Source organism: Pseudolysinimonas kribbensis (assembly GCF_039531715.1).
Taxonomy (GTDB): Bacteria; Actinomycetota; Actinomycetes; order Actinomycetales; family Microbacteriaceae; genus Pseudolysinimonas; species Pseudolysinimonas kribbensis.
In genome coordinates, this window is sequence record NZ_BAAAQO010000002.1 from 290,422 (window position 1) to 316,393 (window position 25,972).

Sequence of the window (25,972 nt, forward strand, 5' to 3'; positions counted from 1 at the left end):
GGGGCCACGCGATGGAGAACCGATACGCACCCACGCCCAGGTCGCGCATGAGCGCGATGTCCTCCCGATAGCGGTGGAAGTGATCATCGGCGACGTCGCCGGTGGAGCCGTCGGCGATCGCGCCGCGACGTCGCGCGAAGGTATCCCAGATGCTGATGCCCCGTCCGCCCTCGTGGACGGCGCCCTCCACCTGGTACGACGCGGTCGCGGTGCCCCACACGAAGTCCGTCGGCAGGTCGGCGCGGCGCATCATGCCTCCTTTGCCGGAGCCAGCCAGTCGCCGTCTCCGTTCTCGGAGAGCGCGATCAACACGTCATCGCGGCGCAGCCCGAGCGCCGCGATCCGGTCCGCGATCAGAGCCGCACCTCGTTGCTTCACCTCCGGGCTATACCCGGTGAAGGCGAGGATCTGAATGAGGATGATGTCGGAGCGTTCCGCATCCGGATACGTGCGGCTGTAGAACAGGTCGCCGGGCTCGTGCACCGTGAAGATCTGGAAGAGGTCGTCGGCCGGCATCTCCCACCCGTCGACGAGAGCGGAGTGGATGGCGGCGCTGAGTTCCGTCCGGCGCAGGGCCAGATGCGTGTGAATGTCGACGCGGACCAAGGGCATGAAGTTCTCTCCTGTGGGGATCGGGTCAGTCGCGGTAGTCGAGCCAATGCGCGCGAGGCGGGAGGAGCGACTCGAGCTCCTCCCAGAGGCCGTCGGGGAGGTCGGCGCTGGCCGCCGCGATCGTCGGCTCGACCCGCTCCGGCTTGCTGATGCCCACAATGGTGGAGGCGAACCGCGGATCACGGGTCGAGAACCGCAGCGCGGCCGTCCGCAGATCGGTCGACCATCGCGTGCACGCGTCCCGCATCGCGGTGATCGCCTTGAGGGTCGCGGGTGGCGCCGGCCGGTAGCCGTAGCCCGTCGCGCGTCCGGAGTCGTCGGCGAGGATGCCACCGCCGAAGACGGCTGCGTTCACGACGCCCACGCCGCGTTCGAGCGCGTCGTCGATGAGGTCGCCCCCGCTCCGGTCGACGAGCGTCCACCGGTTGTGGACGAGGAGCACGTCGAAGACGCCCAGGTCGAGATAGCGCCGCATGTCCTGAACGCGACCCCCCGCGAGCCCGATGTGCGAGACGGCGCCGCTCTCCCGCGCCTCAACGAGAGCGTCGACCGCTCCGCCCAGCGCGGTGAGGTCCGCGAAGTCGTGGAACTCGGGATCGTGCAGGTGGACGAGCGGCAGCGGCCCGGGCAACCCGAGGCGCTCCCGGCTCTCACGCAGCGAGGCGCGCACCCGGTCGCCGGAGTAGTCCCGTCCGTCGGCGTCGACCTTGGTGACGACGACGACGTCGTCGGGTAGTCCGAAGCGGGCGATCGCGGTGCCGATCCGGCGCTCGCTGCGCCCCGCCGAGTAGCCGTTCGCGGTGTCGATCGTGCGGATCTCGCTGCGCAGGACGTCGCCCACCAGCTCGATCGCCTGCTCCTCGGCGACCTCGTATCCAAAGTTCTCGAGCATGCTGCCGAGCGGCCCGCCGCCGAGCGTCACCGACGAGAGCACGAGACCGGTCGATCCAAGCTCCCGATCGGGCAGCCGACCGCTCATCGACGCGCCGAGAGTAGGAGGAGGCCGTCCGGGTCCGTGCTGACGCTCCATCCATCTACAGTGGGCTCGCCCCCCTCGGGGGCCGGATCCAGCTCGATGCCGAGGAATCCGGTGGCGTCGAGCAGCGGACGCGCGGGCAGGAGCTCGGCCCGCGCGAACGTGAAGACCTCGAGCACCAAGTCTCCCGAACGCACGTACGCGATCTCGAAACCCCGCGGGTCGGAGGGCTGATGAATGCCGGCCATGTGCCGCCAGCCGAGACCGCCGTAGTAGGCGAGCGTCCGGTCGAGATCGGCCACCGTCTCGGCGACGTGGTCAAGTCGTGGGCGGTCCGGCACTCCTGCCGCCCAGTCCTCGTCGACCGCGTCTCGATCGAACACCTCGTGATACTGCAGCGCACCCTCCACCAGTTCGAGGAGCGTGCCGTCGGGGTCGTAGAAGAAGGTGATGCGCACACCGCCCTCGGCGTCGATGGGCTCGAGGTGGAACGACACGTCGGCGTCGCGCAACCGGGTGACGAGCGGCTCGAGGGAGGCCACCTTGAACCCGACGTGCCGAAATCCGGCGTGCAGATCATCGGCGACCCACGTGGATTCCGCCGGCTGTTCGACGTGACGCAGCCGGAGCGTTCCCGTGACCAGATCGAGGTCCGCCCCGGACGGGGTCACGGCACTGAGAGGGACCGCGCCGAGGAACCGTGTGTAGAAGTCCACCGAGCGAGCGACGTCTCGGACATTTAGGAGCACGGATCGGATCGTCACGCCAGGGCCCTTCGCCATTGAGGGAGCGCTCGAGTCGGCGTCCTTTCTTACTTTATGATAGTTAGTTCACCGACCGCAACGACTGCGTCGAGAAGGTCCGTCCGATCAGTCCCTGCCGACGACCATGTGCGGGGTCAGGGACTGCTGCAGGGCGAGGGCCGCCGCGCCGACCGCCGCGGCATCGCGCGCCGGATCGGAGAGGACGACTTCAACGCCGTGGATGTCGCGGGTGCGCGCGAACCGCGTGACGACGTCGCGGATGACTTGGAGGTAGATGGGACCCGCCTCGGCAAAGCCCGGGCCCGCTAGGTAAACGCGATCGAGGTCAAGCAGATTGACCACGGAGAGCATCGCCTGCGCCACGTACCGCGCCGAGCCCTCGATCAGGGTCGCGCAGGCGGCGTCGCCCTGCGCGGCGGCGCGTCCGACGGCCGCGAAGTCGCGTCGGACGTCGGCCTCGGCCCCTGACAACTCGAGTCGGGCGGCCAGCGCCGGATCGGCCATAGCGAGGGAGATCACCCGACGCGGGGCGGCGAGCATCTCCAGGCACCCACGGGATCCGCACCAGCACGGAGGCCCGTCTACCTCGACGACCATGTGCCCGATCTCGCCGACGTTCGACGAGGCGCCGCGCGCGAGTGCCCCGTGTTCGACGATGCCGCAACCGAATCCGGTCGCCATGTAGAGGGTCGCGAAGCTCTGCGCCGCCGACAGCCGGCCGACCCAGAACTGCCCAATGGCCGCGCAGGCCGCGTCGTTCTCGCGCACGACCGAGAGCCCGGACGACGCGGCGAGCGCGTCGACCACGGCGAAGGTCTCCCACTCCTCGGCGTTCGTCGTTGACGATTCGACCTCGCTCGAGGTCGGACCGCAGGTCGGCACGGTCGCGGACCAGGTCGTTGCGGGCGGCCGCTTTGGCGTCGCCCTTGGGGATCAGACGCAGGTGGAAGGAGATCGACCGGACGAATTGGATGTCGGACCCGATCAGCAGATCCAGGGTCCAGAGCTGGTTTCGGGATCCGACCGCGAGGTCCTCCGACCGGATCGCGGCGGTTCGGTGCCACCACTCCACGGCTTCCCCGCTGACGGGATCGCGGTCGCTGACCACGGTGGCTGAGAACTCATCCCGAGAGCGGAGCCCAAGGCGGGTGGGTTCGACGTCGGGGAGGTAGTCGATGGGGCGGCTCGGGTTCTGCTGATGCTGCATCACCGCTACGACCTTCCGAGCCGTCAGGGCCTCGACCTCGCCCAGGCGCGCGTCGGTGAGGCCGCGGAGTGTGGAGGCGATCTCCTGCCGCATGAGTCCTCGCCATCCGTCCCGGCCGGCGCCGTACTTGCGAGCCGCGTCCATGAACGCCGCGCCGAGCGGCCATCGAGCGGTGATGTAGTGCCGCTGCACCATCGCATCCATCCCGGTGAGCCGGAGAACGTCGTCGTAGGAGGCGATCGCGTCCGCGGGGACGGTGTCGTCGAGGGACTCGAGGATCCAGAACTCCTGCAGGGCCGAGTCGGCCGGTAACACTCGGGTGAGGGTCTGGATCTCGCCGATGAGGTTGGTGGGTGCGGCGCGGGAGGCGAGGAACAATCCCCACGCCTCGGCTGCGCGGCGCATCGCAGATGCGGACTCGACACCGTGTGCTTGCCCGGTGACCGCGAAGACGACGGAGAGGTAGGGCTCCTCGCCGAGTGGCGCATGCCATGCGATCCCGGGTTCGCGGGAGCTGGATTGCAGCCACCCCATCCCGTCGGCGCCATCCGGGTGGGTGCGCATCGCGGCCAGCTCTCGCGCCGCGCTGGCGCGCTCGGGCTTGGTGCCGGAGCGGGCTGCCGCCTGTATTTGGTCCCAGCGGGCTTGGTCGAACGGCTCGAATCGATCCGTGCCCGCCAGCTGACGCTGCCGCCACCGCCGTCGTCGGACCTGGCGCTCGATCAGAGATCCGCGATGGGTGCGGAGGGTGACGAGGATCACCGTAACGCCCAGGGCCACAGCGATCGCGAGGCCCCAGATACCGAGCACGGGAGTGAGTACCAGCATCGCCAGAAAGGCGATCGCCAGGCCGATGACCCGCCCCTTGGGTTGGGTGCCGCCAAAGAAGCCGCGGTGTGCTCGCTCTCCACCGATCTGGCGATCGACGCCGGAGCTGGTGAGCTCGTCGGCCGGGGTATGGGTGTCGGTCATCGGTCAGTTTTCTCCCGACTCGCCCATGGTGGCGACGGCGTGGTCGCTCGCCGCCTGAGCGACTGACCCGACGGCGCTCCCTGCGGCCATCGCCCCTGCAGCGATGAGGGTCGGGACACCGATCGCGGCACCGGCTCCGGTCGCGGATTCCGCGGCGCCGGTCGCGGCGATGCCGCCAGCTCCCGTGGTGCCGCCCGCCACTGCGCCCCCGCCGCTCGCTCCTGTTGCGGCGCGGGACGCGGCCGCGCTGAGTGACCCACCTCCGGAGGACGCGGCATCGCTGCCCGTAGGCGCACTCCCCCCGCCTCCGCCACCGAAGGCCATCGCCGGCGTCGGGCTCCCACCACTGGAGCTGCGGTAGCGGTCGAGGGCATCGCTCATGCTCGATGGCCCCCAGGAGCCGGGCCGCACGCCCGGGCCTTGGCTTCCTCCGGAGCCGGTCGGGATGATCGGGGCGAACTTCATCAGCAGCAGCGGGCTGGCGCCGGCGATGAACATCGCGATGATCGCGGCGAGCAGCTGCACCAGCTTCTGCAGCGACGCGTCGTTTCCGAGGAAGTCGATGGAGCCGCCAAGCATGTTGAACGCGAATCCGAGCAGGAAGAACAGCAGCGGGTGCGCGGCGAGCACGCCGATCCACAACCCCACCAGTCGCATGCCGAACTGACGCCGTCCCGGATCGATGATCCACACCAGGGCGAGGGGAATGAGAACGCCGGTGAAGTAGAGAGCGACCAGTTGGACGATCAATACGAGCAGCACGAAGAACAAGGCGCAGAGCATGAGGAACATCAGCAGCACCGCGACCGGGACGCCGCCGGCGATGCCCGTGCCGTCAGCGTCGCTGAGCATCTGAGTGAACTGCTTGTTCACCTCATCGACGGTCGAGGTGATGCCCCACGCTGCGAACGAGTCAGAGAGGGCGCCGAAGAAGGTGACCAGCAGCCCGCCGATCGCGGGCCCGAACATCGCCCCGAGAAGAAACAGGGGGAAGTACATTCCGATCGACTCGACGAGGTCGCGCCCGCTCTGCGCTCCTCGCGCGGTGCGGAGGATCTGCGGAATGAGAAGGAGGATCGCGGCGAAGATCGCCGTGGCGAAGGAGATCTCGTAGGCCTTCACGAACCAGTCGACCGTGAGATCCGGCAGCGTCGCGGAGGTCAGCTGCGGAAGAAGCTGCGTGGCGAGCCCTTTCGCGGCGTCGCGGAGGGCCTCGTAGGTGTTGCCCCATGGGTCGGACCAATAGGAGACGGCGCCGGCGGCGCCGTTCACCGCGTCCCCGATTCCGTTCGCCACGTTTCCGACACCTGTCGAGACGCAGGTAAAGAGGTTGTCGCAGTTCGAGCCGTTGTCTGCCATCAGCACCCCCCGGTGAATGGTGTTCCGATCTTGAAGAGGTCCTCGGTGGTGTGGGCAAGGCTCCCGCTCTGTACGCGCCAGCCCCCGTCTTCCCACTCGAGGACGTAGGTCGTAGAGGTCCGCAATTGCGGATTCACGGCACCTCCGATGACGTAGCCGGCACCGATGGACACCGTGACCTTGTCGGGTGCGGCGCTGTCGACGTAGTAGACGCCGGGTGCGGTGGAGACGTAGAAGTCGGTGCCATCGGCGACGGCGCCGCCCGACGGGTTCTGGTTTTGGGTGACGGCGGCACCGAGGTCCTTGAAGTCCGGGCTTGCGTCGCTGGCGATGATCTGCGGCGCCACAGCGTCCGCCTCATCTGCTGTCGCCGTCGGATGACGCAACGTCCAACGGACCACCGCGGCGGCGAACTCGACTGCCCCGTTGGTCGTATGGGGCGCTGTCTTCTGGGCGGCCAACAGCATGGTGTTGTCGCGGTTGCTGCCGCCCAAGCACCCGGTCGGCGCGACACCTGCGGATGGGCTGGCCGTCGCGGTTGCGGTCGGGGTCTTCGAGGGCGACGGGCTCGCCGAGGGGTGCATCGCCACCGTGAGGGTGATGGCCACCGCAACGACGATGACGACGAGGACGACTCCGACGATCCATGGCCAGCGCGGACGACGAGGACGAGTGGGGGCGAGGGTCATGGCTTATGAGAACACAGCGAGGATCGCCCCGACGATCACCGCGAGAGCAGCGAGCAGCCCCAGCGAGATCGCCGCCCACACCGTCTTCTGACGGCCGACCTTGTACTCCATCGGGTTCGTTGCCGCGGAAGCGGTGGCCATAGATGCGATGCCGATGATGAGGAAGATGACGGCGGCGACGATCGCGATTCCCCAGGCTCCGGCAAGGAGTTTCTGCCAGAGGGCGGTGAATTGGACGCCGAAGATCGAGAAGTTCGGCAGCAAACCGTTCAGCGGGTTGTCGATGATGTGGACGATGGCGTGCATTCCTGATCTCCTCTAGTTCTTGGTGCCGGTGGTCGGCTTCGTGGCGATGGGCTGGTTCTGCATGGTCTGCACGATGCCGGCAGCGAGGTGCGTGAACGCATCTCGGGTGGCGGGTGCGAGCTTGGCGAGTGTGATGGGGCCGCGTTCGGCGATGTGCGCATCGAACGGGACCTCGAACACCTGCTCGACGCGGTGCTGCTGCAGCAGCTTCGACAGGCGCTCGTTCAGTTGCGGGTTCTCGGCGCGCCCGTCGATCAGCCGCACGATGGTCGCGGTGTCCGCGAGCCGACGGTTCGCGGTACCACCGGCGCGGAGGTAGTCCAGGAGGGAGATGGCCTCCAGGACTGCTTCGGCGGAGTTCAGGACCGGGATGACGAGCGCATCGGTGGCGGCGAGGGCGCCGTCGAAGGCGCTGCTGGAGGGCTGGTTGCCGGAGTCCATGACGCGGATCGCGTAGAACTCGTCTACCACCGCCGCCGCGTGAAGGACGTCCGTCGCGACGAGCTGCGGGCGAACGCCGGTGGTGCCGATGACGGACGCGAATGAGGTCTGCGGGGCCGTGTAGGAGGCGAGCTGACCTGCGGATCGGATCTGGTCGTGGTCGACGACGAGCTCGCCGATACCGCGAGTCGGGTTGCCCTCGGTGCGGTAGGTGAGGGTGCCGGGGTCGTCGGAGACCTCCATGACGGCGACGGAACCGCCGCGGATGGAGGCCAGGATGCCGCCCAGGATCAGTGAGGTCGGCGTCTTCCCGACGCCGCCTTTCCTGTTCGCGACCAAAATCCCGACCGCGCGCGGCCAGGTCGTCTGCCGGATCACGTCCTCGTCCGCCTTCAACCGCGCAGCACGCGCGAGAGCTGCCAGCTCGGACCTGCCGGGTGCGAGCTTGACGCCGGTGCGGGCGATCAGGCCGCGCACCCCGGTCCGAGCGATCGGCGAGGTGTCCGTGGCGGTGAGGGACGCGACATCGATCTCCTCGATCGATCCCGACGCGGTGTCGACTTCGTCGACTTCGTCGAGCGCCGCATCCGAAGGTTCGACGGGAGGTGCGGGGTCGGCGGGACGCCGCCGGGCGGTGTCCTCTTCGACGTAGGCGGCAGCGCGGGCGGCGCCCCGAAAGGGTGCGGTCGTGCTCATTCGATTCCTTCCTCTTCTCCACGTGAGGTGGCAGTGGTGTTCGACGAAGCGGCTGCTCCGAGCTCTGGGGTGGCTTGCGGGAGGGCGCGGAAGGGGGCGATCGCTCCGCCCTGCACGAGCCAGAAGGCCCCGTCGGCTGCTTCGCGGACGTCCTGCGGTGGGATGACGTACGTGTGTTGTGCTCGGGCGGATCGGAGTTCTTCGCCGGTGGCGGCGCCGGAAGACTCCATCTGCATGACCGTGCCGGCGTACTTGACGACGTCTTCCGGATCCTTGGAGCGCCCGAAGACCAGAGCGGCACCGGAGGTCAGGGCCCGGCGGCGGCGGATCTCGTCGTTGGAGAGCCCAGCTGGAGACTGAGTGGCCAAGACCAGTCCAACGCCGGCGGAGCGCGCGGTCTCGAAAAGGCTCCCCGCAGTGTCCCCGGGGTCGGACGTGTCGGTGACCAGCTGCGGGAACTCATCCACGACCACCAGCACCGGCGACTTGTCGCCGCGCGCCAGGCGGGAGGCGAGGTAGTTGCGAAGATCCAGCAGCAGCAGATCCCCCAGCCGTGCCTGCGCGTCATCGACGGGTGACAGGGGGACCACCGTGACGTCTGCGGTCGGCCTGTCGTACGACCACCCGACGGCGTCGAGATACTTCTCCAACGGCCGGAGCGCGACGAGGAGCGCTTGCAGCGCGCGGGTGCCGGAGGTCTGGTTGCCGGTGCGGTCCACCGGGGCGGTGACCATGTCGAGGTCGTACTGGTCCCGCACCCACGGACCGGGTCGCTTGAGCCGCTCCCGCAGGTCCTCGACCGAGGCGACCGGTGAGGCGTCCTGGACAGCCTGCAGGACGCCGCGGATCTCGTCGAGGTAGTGCTGGTTGGCTCCGTCGGGTGACGGCATCAGGCGCATCAGCTTTGCGGTGATCTGGTCCGCGGTGCCGTTGAAAAGGTTCCAGGCGCCGGCGACCTCTGCCGTCTTGCTGCGCGAGGCAGCGAGGGCGGCGAGGTGAGCCGCGTCCGCTGGGTCGCCCTTGGCGTCCAGGAAGAACACTGGCCACCCGTACTCGAGGGCGCACAGGATCACCGAGTCCAGCAGCACGGTCTTGCCGGAACCGGACTCGGCGATCACGAGCGCTCGCACCGCGGACGATGTCCGCGGCAGCACGAGCAGATCGCCGGCCGGCGAGATCCAGTCTCGGACCTGGCGGCGCTCGAGGAACCGCTCCACAACGGTCGTCACGGTGGGGCGGGTCACGAACGCGAATGCCTCCCCCGCAGGAGTGGTGTGCGGCGCAGTGACCAGCCCCTTACGTGTGCCGGTGATCTTTCCGGTCGCCGGATGAACGGTGACGCCGATCCGCGCGGCCGACACGGCGTCGGCGGCGCGCTTGCGGGCGGCCTCGATCCGCGTCTGCCGGATCACGTCCGAGATCCGACGCGTCCGCACGAGCTCGGCGATCCTTCGCCGGTGCAGCAACCACGCTGCGGGAAGCAGCAGCAGCCCGGAGACGAGGTTGGCGATCGCCCACGGCAGAAGCTGCACGACCAGGTGGAGTCGCCACGCGATTTGCCCGTCGCGGATCCCGGCCACCAGCAGCGTCAGTTCGACCCCGATGAGCGCCAGGACCAGGGCGATGCCGACCGGCGCGGTGACCGGTTGGCGGCGGGACGTCATCCAGAACCTGGCTCGGGTGGCGATCTGCTCCCCCGCCACCCGCGTCACGACCACGGGTATCACCAGCGGAAGCGCCACCATAACCGCGGCGATCACGGCGGCGGCGATGACGACCTTCTCGATCAGGTCCTCGACAGCGCCCTGTCCCTGCGCGGCCGGGGTGGTCTGCTGCGCCCCGGTCACCGGATGCTCCAGCCCAGGTCCGAGCGGCTCGCACGGAGGCTCGCCGGGCGCCTGACGGAGCAGGCGCGGAGCGAGGGGCCGCCCCTGCGGGGCGGAGGGGTTTGACCTTTCCGGCCGGCGATCGTACGTCGCTGCTGCCGCTGCGTGCCCGGCTTTCGCGGCATATCCTCCCGCGCTGCGCTTGGTCCGGTATTCCACGACCGCGCACTTCGCGTTGCTTGCTCCCTCTCGATCTCTGTGCCGGAAGGCAAACAAAACGATCGATCCGAGAGGACCCCACCATGCCCACCACCGACACTCGGCTCCCGTCCCCCGAGGTATGCGCACGCGTCGCGCTCGCCACCGCGGGCCTCGGCGGCAACCGTCACATTGGCGCTGCGATCCGCGACCGCGGCTCCGCCGTCGACCTGGTCGCCGCCGCCTACGACAACGACCCGTTCCTCGAACTCCCCGCCGACATCTCCACGCGCCTGCGCGCTCTGGGCGGCGGCCACACCGTCGCCGCGGTGTTGGAGATCACGATTCAGCGCGGCTACCGCATCCTCACCCCCGGCCACGACGAATGGCCCGCGCAGGTGGAGGTACTCGGCACCGCCGCACCGGTTGCGTTGTGGGCCTCGGGCAGCGGCGCGGCGCTGCACGATCTTCCCGTCGTCGTCACCGGGAGCACCTGCCCGGATCCGTGGCTGCGCCACGACGTCATCGACCTCACCACACGGATCGCCGGCGATGGGTGGACCGTCGCCACGGCCGCGCGCCCGGGAGTGGACAATCTCGCGCACCAGTCCACGCTCGCGATGGACGCGCCTCTGGTCACCGTCGCCACGACCGCCCGCGAAGGCCACGCGCGCGGCGAAGTCGTCATCAGCGAGAACCCGCCCCTGCTGCCGGTCGTCCTCGCCTCGGCGCTGCGGACACCGGTCATCCTTGCGGCCCTCGCCGGCAAGGTCCTCGTCGCCGGCGGTGAGGCGGGGTCCGGTGCAATGCGCACCGGCATTGCCGCGCACGCGCTGGCGCGGCCGCTCGGTGTCGTCGGCGGCAGCGAGGGGCGTGCGGGCGGGAACCGACTGCAGGAGCAGTTCGGAGCGCCACTGATCCAGACGCTGGCCGAGGTCGAGCGACTGGTCTGAACTTCGCATCGCGCTCATGCGATGCCCCGATCCCACAGCTCCGATGATCCGCCCACGGCGCATCATCCGCGCCGACCCACTCGCCGTGCACGTTGAACACCGGCAACGCGACCACCCTCGGACGCAAGTCGCGGAACAGGTGCACATCCGCTTCGCGCAGCACCATCCGCGCTGCATCCTCGGTCCCGAGATACACCACGCGGGTCACCCCCGAGCTCGTGAGCCGTTCAGCGTGATTGCGGAAGATGCCCCGATATCGGTCACTGACCTTCGGGGTCAGCTCCACCTCGATCAACTCGAGCGACCCCTGCTTCATCGCGACACCGTCCGCCTGGTGATCCTGCAGCGACATCGGCCGACGATCCCGCGTCCACCGATACCCGCGCCCCAAAAACCGCGCCGACGTCAACGCCACCGCGAGCTCATGGCGAGTGGTCTGCCGAAACAAGTTCGGCCCCGGTCGCCCCGTCGCATGGTGGCTCGGCCACACGATGAAGTTCCCGTGAGACGACAGCCGGCCACGCTCGACCAGCCCCACCTGATGCATCCGGGCAACCCACCGCTGCGCCTTCCGCAGATGCACCGGAGCCACCTCGACACCACCTCCAGGCACCGCCGGGAGCGCCCACCGGATCGCCTCGGTATCGGCCAACCTCACCGATCGCAGCCACTCCAACATCGCCTCATCGCGAACCGTCAACTGCACCACGCGGAGCTCACTCCCCTCCGGTCCGATCGCCCTCTGCCTGCAAACCACCACTGCTTTTTCTTGTCTGTGCCACCACCCGTCTGTATGTCCCAACCTCTCGTAGACACTCACGGTGGGTGGGAGAGGTTGGGACGCGGCCGCAGGCCGAGACGGGTGGTGGCACAGACAAGAAACCCCCAAAAACTGTCGTTCGCCTAGTCGCCGTCGACGCCTACCCCAACGACAAAAGCAACTTGCCGACAGCGTCACCCCGCCACCCCCAGACGGGGGTAGAACGACACGCCGAGATCCCGAATTCGGCTCAAGTGACGATTGAAAGTTAGTCACCGCAACGACCTCAACAGCGCCGCCTCATCGTCGCCGGCAACCTTCTCGACCCGCGCGAGTAACACGTCAATGGCGACACGGATCAGGGTGTTCTCCGTGATGCGCACGCCCGTGTTGCGCTTGGCACGATTCAAGCGCCGCGCATGCACTGTCAACGCCTCGAGCTGGTCGTCCCGCAGCCGAATGTCCTTCCGCACGAAACCGAGATAGCGCGCTTCAGGCGAGCCAGACGACGACTCCATCCGGGTCTCCGTGGGCACCCGGCGCGGCTTCGGCTCAGCTCGATGCGAGACCTCCGGGGGAGTAGCCGGCACCGCTGCCGGGGTTGATCGTGGCTCATCAGCGGGGAGCCGGCCGAGCAGGCTCGACAGGTCGGCGCGCGCCATCAGGCGTCCCCATTCGCCCACAGAGACATGAGCTCCAGCGCGACGGCGCGGTAGTCATCGATCGCCTTGATCGTCTGCCGCGCCTCGGGGTACTGGGTCACCACCAGCCCCTCGATGGGCGCGTCGGAGTGGATCTTGTAGCGGCGGATCGCGCGCCGAAACCTTGGCAACTGGATCTCATCCACCAGCCGCTCCGCGTCCTCCAGCTGACCCGGGACACGCATGTCGATCTTCGAGAGCAGCACTCGAAACGACGTGCGGGAGGGCTGGACCAGCTCGCGGATCGTGCGGACCATCGGCGGCACGCACAGCGCCTCCGGCTCCGTCGGGATGATCGCGAAGTCTGACGCCGCCAACACCGAGCCGAGGATGTCGCTATCGGTGAGGTTGCCCGGGGTGTCCACGAAGACCAGGTCGTAGGGCAGGTCCCGCATCCGCGACAAGTTCGCCACGGTCGTGTCGGCAGCAAAGTCGAACGGAAGGCGGTCGCCGGCCGCAGCCGCCCACCAGCTCGTCGACTGCTGCGGATCGACATCGATCACGAGCACTCTCGAGTGCTCGGCCGCGACGGCGGCGAGGTTCATGGTGGTGGTGGTCTTTCCGGCGCCACCCTTCTGGTTCGCGATCGCGACGATCCTCATTTGCGCACTTCCAATCTCCCGCAGTGCGGAACTCCCGAACTTCTCCACCACGCGAGTCCCGACGTCCGGAACCTCGCGACATCCGAACTCCGCACCTCACGAAGTCCGAAACTCCCAACCCGACGAAGTTCCGAACGTCCGAGGTTCGGAATCACCACGCGGCAGAGATCAGTCCGTTCACCGGTCGCGCCTGCTGCTCGGTAGCTGGTCATCCTGATTCCCTCCTGCTCTCAAAGGGGACCGATTTCTCGCCCCCTGCTGGTCGACAAAACTGCCCCCTCAGAGGGCTAGAAACTTGCCCGCTGCACGGGCGGCCGAGTCGCCCCCTGCCCCGAGCTGTCCACAGGGAACAGATACGTGTCGCCCCGCGCACGGCGCTGTCTCGCTATCGGCACCTGCAGCTCGTACTCGGCTGCCATGCCGTTGCCGCCATGCCGCACGCGCCTGATCGCGCCCTTGTCCACGAGCTCCTTGACAGCCCGCTTCACGGCGCGGAACGCCGATTCCGATCCGTTCTCGGGAGCCTGGAAGCCGAGGGCGATCGCGGAGAACTCCCGCCGACCGAAATAACGACGAGGGGCGGCGCCAGCCGGATTGTCCTCGTCGTCCCAGCACTCCAGAGCCATATGCAGGAACAGCCGAGCAGCCGTGTTCCCCAGCTCCAGCCGCGCCGCGACGATCACCGCGCCCTTGGCCGCGTAGAGCCCCACATCGACACCTGGGATCTGCTCGAGGCTCCTCACGCCAATTCCCGAATGCCCTGCCTGACGCTGCCCTCAATCCAGGCAACGACTTCGGACCGCTTGTAAAGGACCGTCCTAGGCGTTGGCTTGTAGTAGCGCGGCCCAAGCCCTCGATGCCGAAGCTGCGCGAGCGCGGCGATCGAGACTCCGGTGAGGTCCTGAACCGCAATTGGCGGCAAGTAATCGTCGTCCATCAAACTCTCCTTGTCAAAATGACAGTGATTGCGTGTTATTAATGTCATAGTGACATGGTGCAAGTTTTGTCAAGTCGGCGCGCCTGCGCGCGATACGGTGTCGAAATGGCGGACTATGCGGCAGCGGGCAGCATCGGCTCCCGCATCGCGGCAGCCCGTCGGTCCAGGGGCTATCGATCGGTCGCCGAGCTCGAATCAGCTCTCGCAGGTACCGGTATCTCGCAAGCCGTCCTCGCCAATATCGAGTCAGGCAGGAAGGCCGACCTCGACGTCAGCCAGGTACTGAACATCGCAAGGGTCCTGAAGGTGCCCGTCAGCTTTCTCCTCGCGCCGATGTCACGACCGAACGCCCCCCTAGACCTGCCCGGGCTTGGGCCCATGTTCGAGGGCATGAGCTCCGCCGAATTCGATGCATGGTTGAGCGCCTTGCCTTCCGCCACCTACGTTGCGGGGTCGAGTGACGAACGGGTTGACCGAGCTGAACTGCAGGCGTTCCGAGAGCTTCGTGTCTTGGAACGGGAGCTCTCGCGGCTGGAGACAGTGCAACGAATCGAGTCGACTCACAACGGTGAACTCCAGGACGGAATGAATCGTCGGCGGGCCGCAGCCGAGGTTGAAATCGATCAACTTCGGAAGTTCCTGACTTCGGCAGGGTGGGACATCTGAACCGTGGCCACGATCGAGCCCTATGACACCAATGGCGGCCGACGCTACCGAGTGCGCTACCGCAAGCCGGACAACTCGCAGACTGACAAGCGCGGTTTCAAAACGAAGCGAGAAGCTGAACTTTTCCTCGCTGAGATCGCGATAGGTCGCTCAGCAGGAACGTTCATCGATCCAGCGCTGGCGCGCGCGACCATAGCAACGGTGGGAGACGCTTGGCTCGCGTCCCGATCGGGCCTCAAGCCTTCCTCGTTGGCCGTGATGGAATCGGCTTGGCGACTGCACGTTCGACCCCACTGGGGCTCGGTGCAGATCGGGAAGGTCCGTCGAAGCGACATCGAGGCCTGGGTCGTCGAACTTCGCAGGCCGGACCGCGGTCGACCCCTCTCACCCGCGACGATCCACCGCTGTCACGGCATTCTGTCGGCCGTCCTGGAAGCCGCAGTCCGTGACCGGAAGATCTCGAACAATCCGGCTAGGGGGATCAGGCTGCCGGCTCGTGAGCGCAGGGAACACAATTACCTTTCCCACGAGGAGGTTTTCAGGCTCGCCTCTGAATCGGGATCGAGGGGAACGCTAGTCAAGCTGCTCGCCTACACAGGCCTCCGATGGGGCGAAGCATCCGGACTTCGCGTGAAGGATGTGGACCTGGACAGAAACAGACTCTGGGTTCGCCAGAACGCGGTCTACGTCAAGGGCTTCGTCATCGTCGGCACCCCCAAGACGCATCAACAGCGAATGGTGCCGTTCCCGAGCTTCCTCAGCGATGAGATCACGAGTGCACTCCTTGAACGACGTGACGACGATCTCGTCTTCCCCGGCCGCTTCGGACAGCCCCAAATCACACCGACCAAGCAGGATGGTTCTTGGTTCGAAAGGGCGCTACGTCTGGCGGAGCTATCTCCGATGACGATCCATGACCTTCGGCACACTGCTGCCAGCCTGGCGGTGTCGGCCGGTGCGAACGTGAAGGCAGTGCAGAAAATGCTCGGTCACAAGTCCGCCGCAATGACCCTGGACGTCTACGCCGACCTCTTCGACGATGACCTGAGCGCCGTTGCCGAACGCCTCGATGACGTCGTGCGTTCCTCGATTGTGGGCAAAACGTGGGCACTGGATCATTCGGGCCGTTCCCACGTCGGGTCGAAACGCCTAAAAAGCCCGGAAATCCGGGCTAGTAGCGAGGGCGGGACTCGAACCCGCGACACCACGATTATGAGCCGTGTGCTCTAACCACCTGAGCTACCCCGCCGGGGGAACCCCCACCGCCGCTTGGTGCACCGACAGGGGCTCGCGAGCCCCGAGTCAGGATTGAACTGACGACCCCTTCCTTACCATGGAAGTGCTCTACCACTGAGCTATCGGGGCGCGCCGCGACGCGCGCGGCAACCCGAAGACTCTAGCATCCGGCGACCGGGCGCCCGCCCGCGCGGGGGCCGGCGCCGGATGCCCGACCGGCCCCCGTTCCGACCGTTTCGACAAGGTCCCCGCGCGGCCATAGATTCGAGCGGATGTCTCCCTCGCACGACTGGTGGCGCACCGCCGTCATCTACCAGGTCTACCCGCGCTCGTTCAGCGACTCGACCGGCGACGGCGTCGGCGACCTGGACGGGATCACCGCCCGCCTGGAGGCGATCGCCGAGCTCGGCGCCGACGCGGTCTGGCTCTCGCCGTTCTACGTCTCGCCCCAGCGCGACGCCGGCTACGACGTCGCCGACTACACCGACGTCGACCCGCTCTTCGGCGACCTCGCCGGATTCGACCGCCTGCTCGCCCGGGCGCACGAACTCGGGCTCAGGGTCGTCGTCGACATCGTGCCGAACCACAGCTCGAGCGAGCATCCGTGGTTCCAGGCGGCGCTGAAGGCGGCGCCCGGCTCGCCCGAGCGCGCCCGCTACCTCTTCCGCGACGGCCGAGGCGCGAGCGGCGACGTGCCGCCGAACAACTGGCAGTCGGTGTTCGGCGGACCGGCGTGGACGCGCGTCACCGAGGCCGACGGGCGCCCCGGCCAGTGGTACCTGCACCTGTTCGACACCTCGCAGCCCGACTTCGACTGGACGAACGGCGACGTGCAGACGTTCTTCCTCGGCGTGCTGCGGTTCTGGCTCGACCGCGGCATCGACGGCTTCCGCATCGACGTCGCGCACGGGCTCGTGAAGGCCGCCGGGCTTCCGGACTACACCCCGCCGGCCGACGAGGCCTCGATGGGCGGCGACGACACGGCGCCGATGTGGGGGCAGCCCGGGGTGCACGAGATCTTCCGCGACTGGCGCCGGCAGGTCGCCGAGTACGGTCCGGACCGGGTGCTCATCGGCGAGGCGTGGGTGCGTCCGCTCGACAAGCTCGCCGAGTGGGTGCGGCCCGACGAGCTCCACCAGACCTTCAACTTCAGCTACCTCGAGACACCGTGGGAGGCCGCCGCGCTGCGCGACGTGGTCACGCAGTCGCTCGCCGCGTTCGGGAGCGTGGGCGCGCCCTCCACCTGGGTGCTCTCGAACCACGACGTGATCCGGCACCGCACCCGGCTCGCGCTCACGCCGCCGCCCCCGCAGGGCGAGGGGCTGGGTCCGCGTTCGCCGTGGCATCCGGATGGCGTGGTCGGCCTGCGCCGGGCGCGCGCCGCCACGCTGTTCATGCTCGCGCTGCCGGGGTCGGCGTACCTCTACCAGGGCGAGGAGCTCGGCCTGCCGGAGGTCATCGACCTGCCCGACACGGCGCGCGAGGACCCGACCTTCGCCCGCACCGGCGGCGCCAACTACGGCCGCGACGGCGCCCGCGTGCCGTTGCCGTGGATCGCGGGCGCGCCCTCGCAGGGCTTCGGCCCCGGCGAGGCGAGCTGGCTTCCGCAGCCGTCGACGTGGGCCGCGTACGCCCGCGACGTGCAGGACGGCGAGCCGGGCTCCACGCTCCGGCTCTATCGCGACGCCCTCGGGCTCCGGCGCGAGCACGAGCTCGCGAGGCAGACCCTGCAGTGGATCGCGTGCGACGACCCCGAGACGCTCGCGTTCCGCGTGGGCCGGGTCACGGTGCTCGCGAACCTCGGCACCCGGCCGGTCGCCGCGCCGGACGGTGTCGTCCTGCTGGCGAGCGAGGCTCTCGTCGAGGGCACCGACGGCGCCATCCGCGTGCCGGGCGACACGACGGTCTGGCTGCACGGCTGAGGTGAGCCGGCCGGCGCGCGAGAGCACCGGCCGGCCGACCTCCTAGCCCTGGGCGCGCAGTACCGCCGTCACGGCGATCACGAGGGCGATCAACAGCTCGATGATGCCGATCGCGACGGCCCAGATCGCCAGGCCGCGACCGCGACCGCCGTGCTCCCGGATCTGGAAGACGGCGATCGCGCCGAGCACGATGCCGCCGATCGCGGTGACGAACGACAGCACGAAACCGACGATCGCGAACACGTTGAACGGGCCTGTCGGATGTTCGACGGCCTTCGTGCCTCGCACGCGGGAGAGCGCGTCGACGGATGCGGCGAGGATCAGCACGCCGCCGGTGACGAGGAGGTTCACACCGCTCGGCAGGTTGAGCAGGCCGAGGCCGTTGGTGATCACCGAGATCACGAGCGCGCCGACCGCCGCGTGCATGAGGCGTCCGCGGCCGCCGAAGAGGCTGACGCCGCCGACGACCGCCGCGGCGACGCCGTTCAGCACGTCGTTGCGACCGAAGGCGGCATCCACGGATCCCACCTGGCTCGCGGCGAACAGGCCGGAGATGACGGCGAGGCCCGAACAGACGACGAACGCGATCCAGCGGATGCCGATCACCTTGATGCCGGCGCGACGTGCGGCCTCCTCGTTGCCACCGATCGCGTAGAGCCAGCGGCCGTACTTCGTGCGGTCGAGCACGAAGGTGCCGATCCACAGGATCACCAGGGTGATCGGCACGACGATGGGCACGCCCGTGACGGCGAGGAACGCGGTACCGCGGTTCTGACTGAGCGCGAAGATCACGACCGCGCCGAGCACCGCAATGACGCCGAGCCGGACCCACATGAGCGCGATCGTGCGGTTCGGAACGCCCGCGCGGGTGCGACGGGTTCGATCGACCATCGACGTCGCGAAGGAGATCGCGAGGATGATCAGCAGCATCACCCAGCCCATCCAGACCGGCATGTTGTTGTTCTGGATCGCCAGCACCGCGGGTTCCTGGATGCGGTACAGGCCGCCGGGACCGATGATGATCAGCTGCGCGCCCTGCAGGCCCAGGAACAGGCCCAGGGTGACGACGAACGATGGGATGCCGATGCGCGATCGGAAGAAGCCGATGAACGTGCCGATCGCGAGGCCCGAGGCGAGCGCGATGAGGAAGGCGATGATCCAGTTCAGATGCGCACCGCCGGGATCCGACAGCACCACGAATACCGCCATCGTGACACCGGCGGTGACACCGGCCGACAGGTCGATCTCGCCCAGCAGGATCACGAACGTGAGCGCCATGCCTAGCATGACGAGCGACGCAGCCTGCGTGAGCAGGTTGGCGAAGTTGCGCTCGGTGAAGAAGAACGGGCTCAGGAAGCTGAACAGCACGACGAGCACGATGAAGCCGGCGATCGCGGGAAGCGCTCCCATCTCGCCGCCGCGGAGCCGGCTGAGGTACGCGCGCGCCTGATCGACGATCCCGCCCTCCTGGCCGCTGCCGATGAGGTCGGAGTCGGTGGCCGCGATGGCGGTGGTGTCGAGCGTGGCGGCCGGTGTACCCGGCTCCGGTGTCTCGGGGGTGTGGGTCACGCTCATGCCGCGGCTCCTCTGGCTTGCGTCTTGGCGCCGGTGATGTAGCCCACGACGTCGTCGCGGGTGGTCTTCGCCGTCTCGACCTCGGCGACCATCTGGCCGAGGTAGAGCACGCTGATGTAGTCGGCCACCTCGAAGACGTCGGCCAGGTTGTGGCTGATGATGATGACCGCGACACCCTGCTCGGCGAGTCGGCGCACGAGGTTGAGCACCTGCTCGGTCTGGGCGACCCCGAGGGCGGCGGTCGGCTCGTCGAGGATGACGAGTCGGGCCTTCTTGAGCACCGAACGCGCGATCGCGACCGTCTGACGCTGGCCTCCGGACAGCGACGAGACCTTCTGGCGCACCGACTTCACGGTCCGCACCGAGAGGGAGCGCAGGGTCTCGGACGCCTCCCGCTCCATGCGGCCCTCGTCGAACGTGAGCAGCTCGGTCTCTTCGCGGCCCAGGAACATGTTCTGGACGATGTCGAGGTTGTCGGCCAGAGCGAGGTCCTGGTACACGACCTCGATCCCGAGCGCCGACGCGTCGCGCGGGGTGTGCAGCGTGACGGGCTCGCCGTCGAAGATGATCTGGCCCTCGTCGTAGGGCTGCACGCCGGCGAGGCCCTTGATGAGGGTCGACTTACCGGCACCGTTGTCGCCCACCAGGGCTGTCACCTTGCCCGGATAGGCCTTGAGAGCGACGCCCTTGAGCACGCTCACCGGGCCGAAGCCCTTCTTGACGTCGACCAACTCGATGAGCGGCCGGAGTTCGGATGACTCCGCCATGACGGCGATCTCCCTTTCGGATCAGCCAGGAGGGGCTCCGCCCGGGCGAACCGGTGCGGAGCCCCTCTCGGTGTGTGGGACGGACTCTACTTGACGCCGTACTTGGCGCAGGCGGCCTGCACCTCGGCGGTGCAGATGTCGGACGCCTTCGCGTCACCACCGTCGATGACCTGCTGGACCTTGTCGGCCGTGATCAGGATCGGCGTGACCGCGATGAACGGCTTGCCGTACAGGGAGTCGGCCACGGAGGGCTTCTTCCCCTTCAGCAGCTCGATCGCGAGCTTCGACGCCGCGTCGGCCTCGAGCTTGAACGGCTTGTAGACCGTGGAGGTCTGCTTGCCGAGCAGCACGTTCTGCAGGCCGGCCGTCGACGCGTCCTGACCGGAGACCGGAACCGTGAGGTGGTTCTTGTCGAGGATCGTGATGACGCCCGCGGCGTTGGTGTCGTTGGCGACCCAGACCGCGTCGACCTGGCCGCCGAGCGAGGTCAGCGCCTGCTCGAAGTTCGTCGCGGACTTCTGGCCGTCCCAGATGCCGACCGGCTCGGCCGCCGGCTTGATGCCCGCAGCGCTCATGGCCTTGACCGCACCGTCGTGGAACAGCTTCGCGTTGCCGTCGGTCGGGTCGCCGCCCATGTAGACGACCTTCGCGGTCGCGGCGTCCTTGCCCGCAGCCTTCAGCCCGTCGACGATCGACTGGCCCTCGAGCTCTCCGACCTTCACGTTGTCGAACGACACGTAGTAGTCGGCGAGCATCTTCGGGTCGCTCGCGTCACCGGTGGTGATGGGGCGGTCGTAGGCGATGACCGGGATGCCCTGCTTCTGGGCCTTCTGGGTCACGGCCGTCGCGGCGCCGTTGTAGTCGACGAGGACCATGACGCCGCAGCCCTTGGTGAGCTCCTGCTGCGCGATGGTCGCGTACTTGCCGGTGTCGCCCTGCGCGTTCTGGATGTCGGCGTCGAAGCCGGCGTCCTTGAACGCCTTGGCCAGAGCCGGGCGGTCGCCGTTCTCCCAGCGGGGCGACGAGGCCGAGTCGGGGAGGATGACGCAGGCGCGGGTGGACGCCTTGTCGCCGCCGGATCCGCCGGATCCGCCGCTGGAACAGGCTGCCAACGCGAGCGATGCGACGCTTGCGACGACGGCCACGGCGATGAAGGACTTCTTCATGGCACTCCTTCGTGCTGTGGTGGTGGGGAGGTGCGAAACTTTCGCCCTGCGTCGAGCGCTTAACCCGACGCGTCCCGAACGATACGGCAGCCGGGGCTGACTTGCGAAACGTTCACATGTAACGAATTGCTAACGCAGGCCCCGGAAACGCGGAAGCCGTTTTCCATTCAACTCGCGTTCGCGTCCAACCACGGGATGGGGTCGATCAGCTTCCCGTCGACGTCGAGCTCCAGGTGCAGATGGGGCGCCGTGGTCTCCCCCGTCGCGCCGACCAACCCGACGAAGTCGCCGACCGCGAGCTGCTGACCGACCACGAGCGGCGAGGAGCCCGCCTGCATGTGCTCGTAGATCGCCTTCACCTCATGGCCCTGGTAGTGGCCCACGATGATCGCGTAGTTGCCGTAGGTCCAGCTGCCGCCGGAGCGCTCCGTCACCGTGCCCGCCATGATGGAGTAGATGGGATTGCCGTTGCCGCCGTTCAGGTCGACGCCGCGATGGAAGGGCGCGCAGGTCGGGCATCCGGCCACCGCCCCGCGCGGACCGAACGGGCTCAGGATGGCGACCCTGTACGGGAACGGCCAGCGCACCGGACCGGTGAACGCCCCGCCCACCCCGCCGCGGTACTTCTGGGCGAGCAGCTGCGCCTTGGTCGAGGCCGTGTAGTCGCTCGTGGTGATGGGGATGGTGGCGCCCTCCGCATCGACCTCCGCCTTCTGGTGCGATCCGGCGACGACATGGGCCGCCGGGTCCGCCGACGCCGAGGAGCCCGAGTAGAAGGCGTTCGCCGGCACCGAGAGCCCGACCACCATCGCTCCGACGAAGAGCAGCACGCCGGCGGTGAGGATCCGGTGGGCGATGCCATGACGCGTGCGGCGGCGCGGCTGCGGGGCAGGCGGCGCGGCGGGCGGCGCGGCGGGCGGGGCGGCGGGCGGGGCGGCTCGCACCCGCGCCTCGCGCTCCCGCGCGAGGGCCTCGCGCCGGGTGAGCGGCGCCTGCGACCCCTGGCTCATGACCCGGCTCATCCTAAGCCGGGAGGTCCCAGGCGGTCACCCCCAGCCCGTCGAGCACGGCGGCGAGCTCGGAGGCCAGACCCGGGGCCGCGGCGAGCGTGAAGTCACGGCCGGCAGCGGCATCCCCGCGCCCGGTGACGATGGCCCCGGCCTCCCGGGCGATGAGCGCCCCGGCCGCGTGATCCCACGGGTTGAGGGTGCGCTCGAAGTACGCGTCGACCCGCCCGCACGCGACGAAGCAGAGGTCGAGCGAGGCGACCCCCTGGCGCCGGATGTCGCGCACCCGGGGCAGCAGGGCCGCGACGACCGCCCCCTGCCGCTCGCGCGTGTGCGCGTCGTACGCGAACCCCGTCGCGACGAGCGCCTGCTCCAGGGGTGGTCGCGGCCCCACGACGATCGACCCGTCGTTCAGGCGGGCGCCCCCGCCCCGCTCGGCGTGGAACAGCTCGCCGAGCGGCGGCGCATGCACGGCTCCGGCCAGGGCTGTCCAGGTCGCCGGGTCGGGGTCGCCCTCGACGACGGCGATGCTCACCGCATAGTGCGGGATGCCGTAGAGGTAGTTGACCGTGCCGTCGATCGGGTCGACGACCCAGGTGAGACCGCTCGTGCCGGCGGTGCCGCCGCCCTCCTCGCCGAGGACGGCGTCGTCCGGTCGCGCGTCGGCGATCCGGCCGCGCACCAGGTCCTCGACCTCGCGATCGGCCGCCGTCACGACATCGACGATGCTCGACTTGGTGGCCGCGACCTCGACGCCCTCCGCGCGGCGCCGCGCCGCGAGCGCCCCCGCCTCGAGCGCGATCGACCGCGCGAGCCCGAGCAGCTCGCTCGGCACGCTCAGCCCTCCGCGATCGTCGTGTCGTGCGCGCCGATCCCGTCGACGCCGACCTCGACCCGGTCGCCGGCCTGCAGGTACGGGAACCGGCCGCTCATCGCGACGCCCTGCGGCGTGCCGGTGTCGATGACGTCACCGGGTTCGAGCACCAGGTACTGCGAGAGGTCGTGGACCAGCTGCGCGACGGAGAAGATCATGTCGGCCGTCGTCGAGTCCTGCCGCGGCTCGCCGTTGACGCGCGACCAGATGCGCAGCCCCCGCGGGTCGACCTCGTCGGCGGGGACGACGACCGGACCGAGCGGGTTGGAGGTCGGCATCGACTTGCCCTTGCCCCACTGCGGCCCGCCGCGCTCGCGCTGCCAGACCCGTTCCGACACGTCGTTCGCGACCGTGTACCCGGCGATGTGCGCGAGCGCCTCCTCCGGGCTCGCGAGGTACGACGCCCGCCGGCCGATGACGACGGCGAGTTCGGCCTCCCAGTCCAGCTGGGTCGCGCCGCGCGGCATGACGATCGGGTCGTTCGGCCCCACGAGCGTGTTCGGGTGCTTGAAGAACAGGATCGGGTTCGTCGGCACGGGGCTGCCCGACTCCGCCGCGTGCGCCGCGTAGTTCTGCCCGATGCACAGGATCGCCGTGGGCCGGGCGACGGGCGCGCCCACGCGCATCCCGTCGGCACCGTCGAGCACCGGCAGCGTGCCGGCGGCGAGCGCACTGCGCACGCGTTCGACGCCGCCGTCCCAGAAGTCCCCGTCGAGGTCGGAGGTGAGGGGTCGCAGGTCGTACACGACACCCTCGGAGCGGGCGGCCGGGATCTCGTGGCCGGGGGCGCCGAGGCGGAGCAGTTGCATGGGGCCCAGTCTGGCAGTCACGCGTATCAGCCCCGGGCGACCGGGAACATCTCGCGCAGGCTCAGGCGGGAGTACTCGACGTGGCGCACGAGCGGGTCGGCGGCGCGCGCGGCATCGGTGATGCCCAGCAGCGAGTGCGTCTCGCTGTGCAGCCGCACGAACCCCTCGGCGAAGTTGACGCCGGCCAGCCGGCCCATCTCACCGTTGTTGGACTCGATGAGCTTGCGGGCGAAGAGTCCGGCATACCCCTGACTGGCGAAGCAGTCCATAGCCGCGATCTTGCGATCGACGACCGGCGTGATGTCGATGAAGCAGTCGTTGCGCATGCCGTAGTGACTGAGCGCATCGTTCGCGGTGACCTGGAGCGAGGTCAGGAAGACCTGCTTGACCGCGGTCTCGGGTCTCCCGTCGAGGTTCTGCAGGTAGAAGCCCGCCCGGGCGATCCCGGCGAGGGCCATGGCGCTCGCGGCGGTGTGCGCGTCCATCGTCATGACCGGGTTCTTCGGGTAGTCGCAGATCACGACGTCCGGCTGCTCGCGGGCGACGTGCTCCGCGATCTGCTCGATGACGTCCTCATGGAGCGTCGCCATCGTGTCGTCGTGATCCAGCGTGATCAGGGTGCGGATGCCGACGATCTCGGCGGCCCGCTCGAGCTCGTGCTTCTTGTGGTCGATAATCGCCTGGAGGTCGGCCGAGACGACCGACTCGTCCGGCGTCTCCTTGCGCCATTCCTCCGCGTAGCGGTTGGCGTGGATGCGGCCGCCGTGCGTGAGGATGAGCGCGGTCACGTCGTCGCCCGCCTCCGCATGCCGCGCGAGGGTGCCCCCGCAGTTCGTGATCGTGTCGGCGGGATGGGCGTAGATGGTCAGCAGTTTCACGATGTTGCTCCGTTGTTCGAGGGGGTGATGGGACGGGTTCCGGACCTCAGCGCCAGTCGAAGACGACGCCCATCCAGTCCGTGCCGGGGTCGTGCATGGCGGCGAACATGGTCTCCGCCTCGGTGTACGGCACGACGTGGGTGATGAGGTGGTCGAGCCGCAGGGCGCCCTCGACGATGAGGCGCTGGACCGCCCGCCGGTTGCGCGCGCGGCTCCAGGGCCAGTAGACGCTCGCCTCGTTCATGTCGGCCTCGTAGGTGCCGAGGATCGTCAGCTCGCGACGGAGCAGCTCGTCCTGCAACCGGATCTCGGCGGTGCCCGGGATGCTCGCCACGAGCGAGACCGTGCCGCGCTTCGCCGCCATCTCGAGGGCGGCCTGCAGCGTCGATGGCGCGGGCGCGCACGGGAACACCGTCTCCGCGCCACCCGCGGTGATCTCGCGCACCGCTGCGACGGGATCGCTCGCCGCGGCATCCACACGATGCGTCGCGCCGCTGGTCCGCGCGCGTTCGAGCCGCCGCTCGACGAGATCGACGGCGACGATCGGCTGCATGCCGGCGATGCGCGCCAGCTGGATGACGAGCTGCCCGACGAGGCCGCAGCCGATGACGGCGGCCGACTGGTCGATCTGGGGCTGCGCCCGACGCAGGCCGTGCAGGGCGACGTCGCCGAGCGTGATGAAGCCGGCCTGCTCGCCGGGGATCGCCGGATCGAGGCGGTCGATGTACCACGACGGACTCTGTGCGCCGTCCCGATCCTCGTCGAGGTCGACGAGCCAGTGGCTCTGGTGGAACGCGTTCGTGACCACCCGCTCGCCCACCGCCCACTCGGCGACCTCGCCGCCGACGGCGACGACCTCGCCCACGGCCATGTAGCCGAGCTGGTCCCGCACGAGAGGGCCCGAGTCGGGATGGAGCCGGAAGAAGTTCATCTCCGTGCCCGCGCTCACGTGGGTGAAGTCGTTGCGCACGAGCACCTGCCGCGATCCCGGATCCGGCAGCTCGAACGGCTCGATGTCGATGCGGTGGTCGGAGCGGAAGATCAGCCGCTGCGCTGCGGTGCTCATCGGGGTT

At 68.8% G+C, this 25,972-nt stretch carries 25 protein-coding genes, 2 tRNA genes and 1 pseudogene; 4 read left to right on the top strand and 24 right to left on the bottom strand.

Features of this window, described 5'->3' with window-relative positions; translation table 11 throughout:
* The 10 genes from ABD285_RS02035 to ABD285_RS02080 form a co-directional block, all read right to left on the bottom strand.
* A partial coding sequence (locus ABD285_RS02035; protein ID WP_344199874.1) for a family 1 glycosylhydrolase occupies window positions 1-250 on the bottom strand: 250 nt, incomplete at its 3' end.
* On the bottom strand, window positions 250-612 hold the full coding sequence (locus tag ABD285_RS02040; protein ID WP_284253626.1) for a tautomerase family protein: 363 nt from the start codon (window positions 610-612) through the stop codon (window positions 250-252). The genes ABD285_RS02035 and ABD285_RS02040, both read right to left, overlap by 1 nt.
* Before the next feature lie 25 nt (window positions 613-637).
* Window positions 638-1,591: an aldo/keto reductase gene (locus ABD285_RS02045; protein WP_344199877.1), complete on the bottom strand. Its 954-nt coding sequence runs from the start codon at window positions 1,589-1,591 to the stop codon at window positions 638-640.
* Window positions 1,588-2,352, bottom strand: coding sequence for a VOC family protein (locus ABD285_RS02050; protein ID WP_344199880.1), 765 nt, complete (start codon window positions 2,350-2,352; stop codon window positions 1,588-1,590). The genes ABD285_RS02045 and ABD285_RS02050 overlap by 4 nt, the downstream gene beginning before the upstream one ends.
* Before the next feature lie 105 nt (window positions 2,353-2,457).
* Window positions 2,458-3,234, bottom strand: a complete 777-nt coding sequence (locus tag ABD285_RS02055) for an ROK family protein (RefSeq protein WP_344199883.1) — start codon at window positions 3,232-3,234, stop codon at window positions 2,458-2,460.
* 1,300 nt (window positions 3,235-4,534) lie between these two features.
* A complete protein-coding gene (locus ABD285_RS02060) occupies window positions 4,535-5,986 on the bottom strand; it encodes a hypothetical protein (RefSeq protein ID WP_344199886.1) in 1,452 nt (483 codons plus the stop codon).
* A complete protein-coding gene (locus ABD285_RS02065; RefSeq protein ID WP_344199889.1) occupies window positions 5,890-6,579 on the bottom strand; it encodes a hypothetical protein in 690 nt (229 codons plus the stop codon). The genes ABD285_RS02060 and ABD285_RS02065 overlap by 97 nt, the downstream gene beginning before the upstream one ends.
* A 3-nt stretch (window positions 6,580-6,582) precedes the next feature.
* Window positions 6,583-6,885: a hypothetical protein gene (locus ABD285_RS02070; RefSeq protein WP_284253632.1), complete on the bottom strand. Its 303-nt coding sequence runs from the start codon at window positions 6,883-6,885 to the stop codon at window positions 6,583-6,585.
* Between the two features lie 12 nt (window positions 6,886-6,897).
* On the bottom strand, window positions 6,898-8,022 hold the full coding sequence (locus ABD285_RS02075) for a MinD/ParA family ATP-binding protein (RefSeq protein ID WP_344199892.1): 1,125 nt from the start codon (window positions 8,020-8,022) through the stop codon (window positions 6,898-6,900).
* Window positions 8,019-9,869 (bottom strand): type IV secretory system conjugative DNA transfer family protein, encoded by a 1,851-nt coding sequence (locus tag ABD285_RS02080; RefSeq protein ID WP_344199895.1) that lies wholly within the window; start codon window positions 9,867-9,869, stop codon window positions 8,019-8,021. The genes ABD285_RS02075 and ABD285_RS02080 overlap by 4 nt, the downstream gene beginning before the upstream one ends.
* Before the next feature lie 281 nt (window positions 9,870-10,150).
* Between ABD285_RS02080 and ABD285_RS02085 the strand changes: the two genes are divergently transcribed.
* On the top strand, window positions 10,151-10,999 hold the full coding sequence (locus ABD285_RS02085; protein ID WP_284253639.1) for a DNA-processing protein DprA: 849 nt from the start codon (window positions 10,151-10,153) through the stop codon (window positions 10,997-10,999).
* 1,032 nt (window positions 11,000-12,031) lie between these two features.
* On the opposite strand, the gene ABD285_RS02090 is transcribed toward ABD285_RS02085, so the two are convergent.
* The 4 genes from ABD285_RS02090 to ABD285_RS02105 all read right to left on the bottom strand — a co-directional run bounded on the left by ABD285_RS02090 (window position 12,032) and on the right by ABD285_RS02105 (window position 13,999).
* Window positions 12,032-12,421, bottom strand: a complete 390-nt coding sequence (locus ABD285_RS02090; RefSeq protein WP_344199900.1) for a hypothetical protein — start codon at window positions 12,419-12,421, stop codon at window positions 12,032-12,034.
* Window positions 12,421-13,062: a ParA family protein gene (locus tag ABD285_RS02095; protein ID WP_284253641.1), complete on the bottom strand. Its 642-nt coding sequence runs from the start codon at window positions 13,060-13,062 to the stop codon at window positions 12,421-12,423. The genes ABD285_RS02090 and ABD285_RS02095 overlap by 1 nt, the downstream gene beginning before the upstream one ends.
* A gap of 287 nt (window positions 13,063-13,349) precedes the next feature.
* Window positions 13,350-13,805: a hypothetical protein gene (locus ABD285_RS02100; protein WP_284253642.1), complete on the bottom strand. Its 456-nt coding sequence runs from the start codon at window positions 13,803-13,805 to the stop codon at window positions 13,350-13,352.
* Window positions 13,802-13,999 (bottom strand): helix-turn-helix transcriptional regulator, encoded by a 198-nt coding sequence (locus ABD285_RS02105; RefSeq protein ID WP_284253643.1) that lies wholly within the window; start codon window positions 13,997-13,999, stop codon window positions 13,802-13,804. Before ABD285_RS02105 ends, ABD285_RS02100 begins: the two co-directional genes overlap by 4 nt.
* Before the next feature lie 105 nt (window positions 14,000-14,104).
* Between ABD285_RS02105 and ABD285_RS02110 the strand changes: the two genes are divergently transcribed.
* Together ABD285_RS02110 and ABD285_RS02115 are read left to right on the top strand one after the other, a co-directional pair.
* Window positions 14,105-14,665 (top strand): helix-turn-helix domain-containing protein, encoded by a 561-nt coding sequence (locus tag ABD285_RS02110; RefSeq protein ID WP_344199906.1) that lies wholly within the window; start codon window positions 14,105-14,107, stop codon window positions 14,663-14,665.
* A 51-nt stretch (window positions 14,666-14,716) separates the two neighbouring features.
* Window positions 14,717-15,688: pseudogene (locus ABD285_RS02115) on the top strand (tyrosine-type recombinase/integrase); the annotation flags it as partial.
* A gap of 152 nt (window positions 15,689-15,840) precedes the next feature.
* Here ABD285_RS02115 and ABD285_RS02120 read toward each other — a convergent pair.
* Window positions 15,841-15,914: transfer RNA gene (locus tag ABD285_RS02120), tRNA-Met, on the bottom strand.
* Between the two features lie 44 nt (window positions 15,915-15,958).
* Window positions 15,959-16,030, bottom strand: a tRNA-Thr gene (locus ABD285_RS02125).
* 143 nt (window positions 16,031-16,173) lie between these two features.
* Between ABD285_RS02125 and ABD285_RS02130 the strand changes: the two genes are divergently transcribed.
* The gene (locus ABD285_RS02130) at window positions 16,174-17,823 is read left to right on the top strand and encodes a glycoside hydrolase family 13 protein (RefSeq protein WP_284253645.1); all 1,650 of its coding nucleotides are present in this window, start codon (window positions 16,174-16,176) and stop codon (window positions 17,821-17,823) included.
* Window positions 17,824-17,865: 42 nt separating this feature from the next.
* On the opposite strand, the gene ABD285_RS02135 is transcribed toward ABD285_RS02130, so the two are convergent.
* From ABD285_RS02135 to ABD285_RS02170, 8 genes are all read right to left on the bottom strand, one after another.
* On the bottom strand, window positions 17,866-19,398 hold the full coding sequence (locus tag ABD285_RS02135; protein WP_284253646.1) for an ABC transporter permease subunit: 1,533 nt from the start codon (window positions 19,396-19,398) through the stop codon (window positions 17,866-17,868).
* Window positions 19,395-20,165, bottom strand: a complete 771-nt coding sequence (locus ABD285_RS02140; protein ID WP_284253647.1) for an ATP-binding cassette domain-containing protein — start codon at window positions 20,163-20,165, stop codon at window positions 19,395-19,397. Before ABD285_RS02140 ends, ABD285_RS02135 begins: the two co-directional genes overlap by 4 nt.
* 86 nt (window positions 20,166-20,251) lie before the next feature.
* Complete coding sequence (locus ABD285_RS02145) at window positions 20,252-21,331, bottom strand: sugar ABC transporter substrate-binding protein (RefSeq protein WP_284253648.1); 1,080 nt, start codon at window positions 21,329-21,331, stop codon at window positions 20,252-20,254.
* A 167-nt stretch (window positions 21,332-21,498) separates the two neighbouring features.
* Window positions 21,499-22,341 carry a M23 family metallopeptidase gene (locus ABD285_RS02150; RefSeq protein WP_284253649.1) on the bottom strand — a complete coding sequence of 281 codons (843 nt, stop codon included), beginning with the start codon at window positions 22,339-22,341 and terminating at the stop codon, window positions 21,499-21,501.
* Window positions 22,342-22,354: 13 nt separating this feature from the next.
* Entirely contained in the window at window positions 22,355-23,179 is an 825-nt protein-coding gene (locus ABD285_RS02155; RefSeq protein ID WP_284255636.1) for an inositol monophosphatase family protein, read from the bottom strand.
* A complete protein-coding gene (locus ABD285_RS02160; protein WP_284253651.1) occupies window positions 23,176-24,021 on the bottom strand; it encodes a fumarylacetoacetate hydrolase family protein in 846 nt (281 codons plus the stop codon). The genes ABD285_RS02155 and ABD285_RS02160 overlap by 4 nt, the downstream gene beginning before the upstream one ends.
* A gap of 26 nt (window positions 24,022-24,047) precedes the next feature.
* Window positions 24,048-24,899 (bottom strand): PIG-L deacetylase family protein, encoded by an 852-nt coding sequence (locus ABD285_RS02165; protein ID WP_284253652.1) that lies wholly within the window; start codon window positions 24,897-24,899, stop codon window positions 24,048-24,050.
* Window positions 24,900-24,945: 46 nt separating this feature from the next.
* Window positions 24,946-25,965, bottom strand: coding sequence for a zinc-dependent alcohol dehydrogenase (locus ABD285_RS02170; RefSeq protein ID WP_284253653.1), 1,020 nt, complete (start codon window positions 25,963-25,965; stop codon window positions 24,946-24,948).
* Between the last annotated feature and the right edge of the window lie 7 nt (window positions 25,966-25,972).